This is a genomic window from Undibacterium sp. TC9W (assembly GCF_049339865.1).
Lineage (GTDB): Bacteria > Pseudomonadota > Gammaproteobacteria > Burkholderiales > Burkholderiaceae_D > Undibacterium.
Window position 1 is genome coordinate 62,685 of sequence record NZ_JBMPPJ010000033.1, and the last position, 4,959, is coordinate 67,643.

Here is a 4,959-nt window from a genome sequence, read left to right on the forward strand (position 1 = left end):
ATTAATTGTGTGTCCTTGCTGCAAACCCATATCGATTCTGATATCCCGACCCGCCTCGAACGATCCCGTCTATTCAAGAAAATATCAATCCTGGTACAGAAGTTTGCTGAACGGCGACAATTGTCGCGCAAGAACTGGTCACAATCCACCATTAATTGCCAATCACAGTAAGCGCAAGGTTTGGCACCTCATCGGGCTGATAGCCACGCTGGTACTGGGTTTCGCCATATTTGGCTGTTTCGCAGAATAGGGACAAAACGATCACTCCCCCACAAAAAGCTAACACTCTCCCTTTTAGCTGCGTTAATTGCACTAGCAGTCATTAAACTGCTCACATGCTTACGGAGTTGCCTTAATAGAGGTCGGCCAGCTTTCCACGAACCGACAAATGCGATCGAAATTATCATTCCGTCCTCCTAAATCCAATTCTTAACTATCCAGCTGATATATCCTAAGCTGCGCAGCCATCAATTTCTTTGCAATTTCGGGTTTCATGACAACTTAAAGGCTTCAATAGATGATTATTAATGCCACTTACAGCTGAAAGCTAGTCTTTAGATTAGCGGTCGAAATTACTAGCGTTACTTAAAGTCATATCACCAAGATTCAAAGTGGTATCGAAACCAGTTCGGAAGATCTACAGGACAAATATACGCTGTCGTAACATGTCTTTAATGAGATACGCACGATACTCATTTAATTAATTAAATCATATTACTTTTTCACAATCCTAACATTAATTTTCAGGAGTGTATAAACCGCATTCAAAAAAATCTCAGGTACATATCACTTCGATGGACTCAGGCAATCAATTTGCCTGAAGACACTTCATTAGTCATTCCTAACCCATCCTTCGAAGGACTCTCATGGACCACAATATCTTCTTTTCCCTCGTCAACGCCATCCTCACGATTTTTGCAATGCTCTTGTATTACCCATTGCTAAAAGCTTCAAACGCAGCAGATCTGCATGAAGCGATCAAATCCCATCCAGCCCTGGCAAAAGCAGTCGCCCGCAAAAGCAACCGCAGCTATCTCCGCGTCTGCCTGTATTTTTTCATTTCCCTGCTTGCGTATGTTTTCCTTGCCGTCCACGACAATATAGATATGGACTTTGCAGCCTTTACCCTGTTTGTCCTGTTCCTGGTATCGCTGTCCAGAGTTTGGATACTCAGAATGATGCTTGGCAAACCCTGAGTTCGTCTTACCCCTCCTGCAGTTCGCTCAGAAAATTCATTCGAGCACAGTTTCACTTCCTTGCACTACCCTTCCCTCACAAATCTCCAAAAGGCATCTCATGTCAGAAATCAACGCGTCCGTATTAAACATATCAGCGGCAGCAGACCCCACCTGCCCCTGCTGCAATTCAACCCGCATCCGTATTAAAAACTATGGCAAGAAAACTGGCGGTACGGTCGGCGCAGTAGCCGGTGTTGCCGCAGGCACAGCCAGTCTGGTCGGTGGTGCCGAAGTCGGAGCTTCCATTGGCGTAGCAGGTGGTCCATTGGGCATCGCTCTTGGCACACTGGCCGGTGCCATCATCGGCGGCCTGATCGGTGGAGCCACCGGTTGCTCAGTCGGCGTCAAACTAGGACAGGTTGTAGATGACCGTGTCCTTGACAATTACGAGTGCCAGGATTGTGGCTACGGGCTTCGTCGTGCGGCAGCGTACATAGATGGATAAAATTTTTGGCCTTAAAAAGAGTTCAAATTCACAAAGGAATTTCGAATATTTACTGTCCTCAGGTACTTCATTAAACTAGCGTAAAAGACTACAACGTAGTGACGTGTTAGCTGACTGTCATTATTTTCTTTGCTACTTAAGATAGCGTCACTGGTTAAACAAACCAGCAATCAATATGTGCGATGGCCTAACCCTAAGCCTTAGTACTAATGGAGAAAATATAATGTCTACAAATTCTACAAGCTCTACAGGTAAAAACGATTCATCTTCTGGTTCTTCCAAATCCTCCAGTTCATCTGGTTCAAGCGGAACTCAGGGTGGTACACATGAACAACATGTGAAGGCAGGTCAGCAAAGTCATAAAAATGATGATAAAGATTCCGGGGATAGCAAATCAGGCAGCAAGTCTGACGGCAAATCTGACGGTAAAGCTGGTAGCGGCTCTGACAGTAGCGATTCAAAATCGGCTTCTTCAGGCTCGAAATCAGACTCTTCATCTGGTTCAAAATCAGGTTCTTCCAACGGTTCCCATACAGGCACCCAAGGTGGCACGCATGAACAGCATGTAAAAGCTGGGCAGCAAAGTCACAAGAATGATGATAAAGACGATGACAGTAAATCTGAAGGCAAGTCTGCACGGTCTTCTGACAGCGGTGATTCAAAATCTGGTTCTTCATCCAGTTCTCAATCGGGATCTGGTTCAAAAGCAGATTCTGGCTCGAAATCAGCCAGCAGCTCCAAAAGCCGTTAATTGGCAGCAGAATTTTCGGTAACGAAAACTGATACCGAAGGGTACCTTAATGGTGCCCTTTTTTTATGAGCTGATGTTGGGCGGTTCAATAAAGCATAGTTAATATCAGGAGGAAATACAGAAAATCTCTCCTACACGACTCAGCGTCACCACCTACGCTCGCTCATGAGCTTCACTGACTGTATTAAACAGGTTCACCGCCTATTCTCATGTCTGGTCGCAATCAAATTACACGGCCATTTTAACCATACAGCCATCGCCCAACAGGAGAAAGCCATGTCAACACCCGCCCACCAGGACGCCATCAGTTTATTGGAAGCAGATCATCGTGAGGCTGAAGATTTATTCGCTCAGTATGAAAAAGCAAAAGACGCTGAAAAAACAGAAGAAAAATTTGAAATAGCGCGCAAAGTTTGCGCTGCCTTGCTGATCCACATGCAGGTTGAAGAAACCATCTTTTATCCCGCGGCACGCGCTGCCCTGGATGAAGAAGGAGATGATTTGCTCAATGAAGCAGAAGTGGAACATAACGGTGCCAAAGACCTCATCAAGCAATTGGGTGAAACGAAGCCTGACGATCCTATGTTTGATGCCAAAGTCAAAGTGCTTAGCGAACAGATTGAACACCATGTTGACGAAGAAGAAAACGAGCTTTTCCCTAAACTAAAAAAAACCGATCTTGATCTCGATAGCCTGGGCGATGAAATGGCGCAGGCCAAAGAAGATTTGAAAGAGCAACTTAAAGCATGGCGATATTCTGGGTCATGAGTTCATGGGTATTGTTGAAGAAACCGGCTCGGGCGTACAAGATATCAAAAAGGGTGACCGCGTAGTGATTCCTTTTGTCATCGCTTGTGGTAGTTGCTTCTTTTGCGCACAACAGCAATTTTCTGCGTGCGAAACCACCAATACAGGTGAAGGCGGACTCTTGAACAGCAAGCACATCAAGCCACCTGCGGCACTGTTTGGTTTCAGCCATATGTACGGAGGCATACCTGGCGGTCAGGCAGAATTCGTACGTGTGCCTAAAGCCAATGTCGGCCCGCTGGTCGTGCCTTCATTGCTTGCCGATGAACAGGTTCTGTTTCTCAGCGATATTTTGCCTACTGGTTACCAGGCAGTATTGAATGCTGAAGTAAAGCCTAGTTCTACGCTGGCCATCTTTGGTGCTGGCCCGGTTGGTTTGATGTCTGCGGCTTGTGCTCGCATGAAAGGTGCATCAAAAATATATATGATAGACCACCATGCCTACCGCCTTGAGTTTGCCAGGGAAACCTATGGCATTGTCCCCATCAATTTTGATGACACTGACGCTGCTGAGTTCATTATCGCTGATACACAAGGTCGTGGCGTCGATGCCGTGATTGATGCTGTCGGTTTTGAGGCGAAAGGCAGCGCACTGGAAACCGTACTGACGGGTCTCAAGATTGAATCCAGCAGTGGCAGTGCCTTGCGTCAGTGTATTGCTGCAGTGCGTCGTGGTGGTGTCATCAGTGTCCCAGGTGTGTATAGCGGCTTTATCCATGGTTTCTTGTTTGGCGATGCCTTCGACAAGGGCTTGACGATACGCATGGGCCAGACCCATGTGCAAAAACTCATGCCGGAATTGTTGGGCTTTATTGAAGAGGGAAAACTTCGCCCTGATGCCATTATTACGCACAGGATGAAATTAAGTGAAGCTGCCGAGGCGTACAAGATATTCGATAAAAAAGAACAGGATTGTCGCAAGGTGGTGTTGACGCCAGATTAATTAAAAATTCCCACAGTTTTCATTCGAGGAAAAAGTGAATATCGACTGGTCTGCTTTGTGTGATTTGATTCAATGGCCCGCTATGATCGTGACGGTCATTGCATCATGGTGCGTAGCCTCGCGCTCAGTCAAAAAACGCAAGGCAGGTTTTTGGCTATTTTTGTTAAGTAATGTGCTCTGGATTATTTGGGGTTGGACAACTCACGCTTACGCACTGATTAGCTTGCAGCTATGCCTGATGGCGATGAATACACGGGGAGTTTTAAAAAATGAGAAGAATTGACAAGCATCATTGGCGAAGTCAATTAGTCTTGAAGACGCTACCTAATTGCGGATTTTCATCATACATTTCATCTAAAGCAAGCTGCTTATGAATGTGACGAAGTGCAAACAGATTTATTTCTTGCCTCAAAGCCATGCTTTGTAAGCGTAACAGAACCATTTTTTATCTCTATCAATCCTTCGCTCGCCATTTTTTTGAGTCCAGATTCGAATGCGCTATTTTGTTTTGGCGTCCAGTTTAGCGTGTGCTTTAAATACAAAGCATATACATCCAAAGTGTCCCCTTCTTTTGCGTGATTTTTTCCAAACCAAGTTAAGACGGTGTCTTTCACGAAATCGTTTAATGGTGGATAAATTAGATTAAAGGTAAGCATCCGGTGAAGTCATCTTGAAGTTAAGGGCTTAAGCGTAGATGATCGTGTCCACTTATTAAGTGGACACTTGTACATGATGGATGACGGAATCAATACGCCAAGACGGCGTCGGCGACACA

6 protein-coding genes and 1 pseudogene are annotated in these 4,959 nt (G+C 45.5%); 6 read left to right on the forward strand and 1 reads right to left on the reverse strand.

Translation table 11 applies throughout. The features are described from left to right. The first annotated feature begins 866 nt into the window (after positions 1-866). From ACO0LN_RS28330 to ACO0LN_RS28355, 6 genes and pseudogenes are all read left to right on the forward strand, one after another. Positions 867-1,196, forward strand: a complete 330-nt coding sequence (locus ACO0LN_RS28330; protein WP_422979758.1) for a hypothetical protein — start codon at positions 867-869, stop codon at positions 1,194-1,196. Positions 1,197-1,296: 100 nt separating this feature from the next. Continuing rightward, on the forward strand, positions 1,297-1,683 hold the full coding sequence (locus ACO0LN_RS28335) for a hypothetical protein (RefSeq protein ID WP_422979760.1): 387 nt from the start codon (positions 1,297-1,299) through the stop codon (positions 1,681-1,683). 223 nt (positions 1,684-1,906) lie between these two features. Next, positions 1,907-2,434, forward strand: coding sequence for a hypothetical protein (locus ACO0LN_RS28340; RefSeq protein WP_422979762.1), 528 nt, complete (start codon positions 1,907-1,909; stop codon positions 2,432-2,434). A gap of 165 nt (positions 2,435-2,599) precedes the next feature. Next, on the forward strand, positions 2,600-3,202 hold the full coding sequence (locus ACO0LN_RS28345) for a hemerythrin domain-containing protein (RefSeq protein WP_422979764.1): 603 nt from the start codon (positions 2,600-2,602) through the stop codon (positions 3,200-3,202). Further along, positions 3,183-4,184: pseudogene (locus ACO0LN_RS28350) on the forward strand (alcohol dehydrogenase catalytic domain-containing protein); the annotation flags it as partial. The gene ACO0LN_RS28345 and the pseudogene ACO0LN_RS28350, both read left to right, overlap by 20 nt. 34 nt (positions 4,185-4,218) lie before the next feature. Beyond that, complete coding sequence (locus ACO0LN_RS28355; protein ID WP_422979766.1) at positions 4,219-4,467, forward strand: hypothetical protein; 249 nt, start codon at positions 4,219-4,221, stop codon at positions 4,465-4,467. A gap of 85 nt (positions 4,468-4,552) precedes the next feature. On the opposite strand, the gene ACO0LN_RS28360 is transcribed toward ACO0LN_RS28355, so the two are convergent. After that, positions 4,553-4,798, reverse strand: a complete 246-nt coding sequence (locus ACO0LN_RS28360; protein WP_422979768.1) for a hypothetical protein — start codon at positions 4,796-4,798, stop codon at positions 4,553-4,555. Positions 4,799-4,959 lie beyond the last annotated feature (161 nt).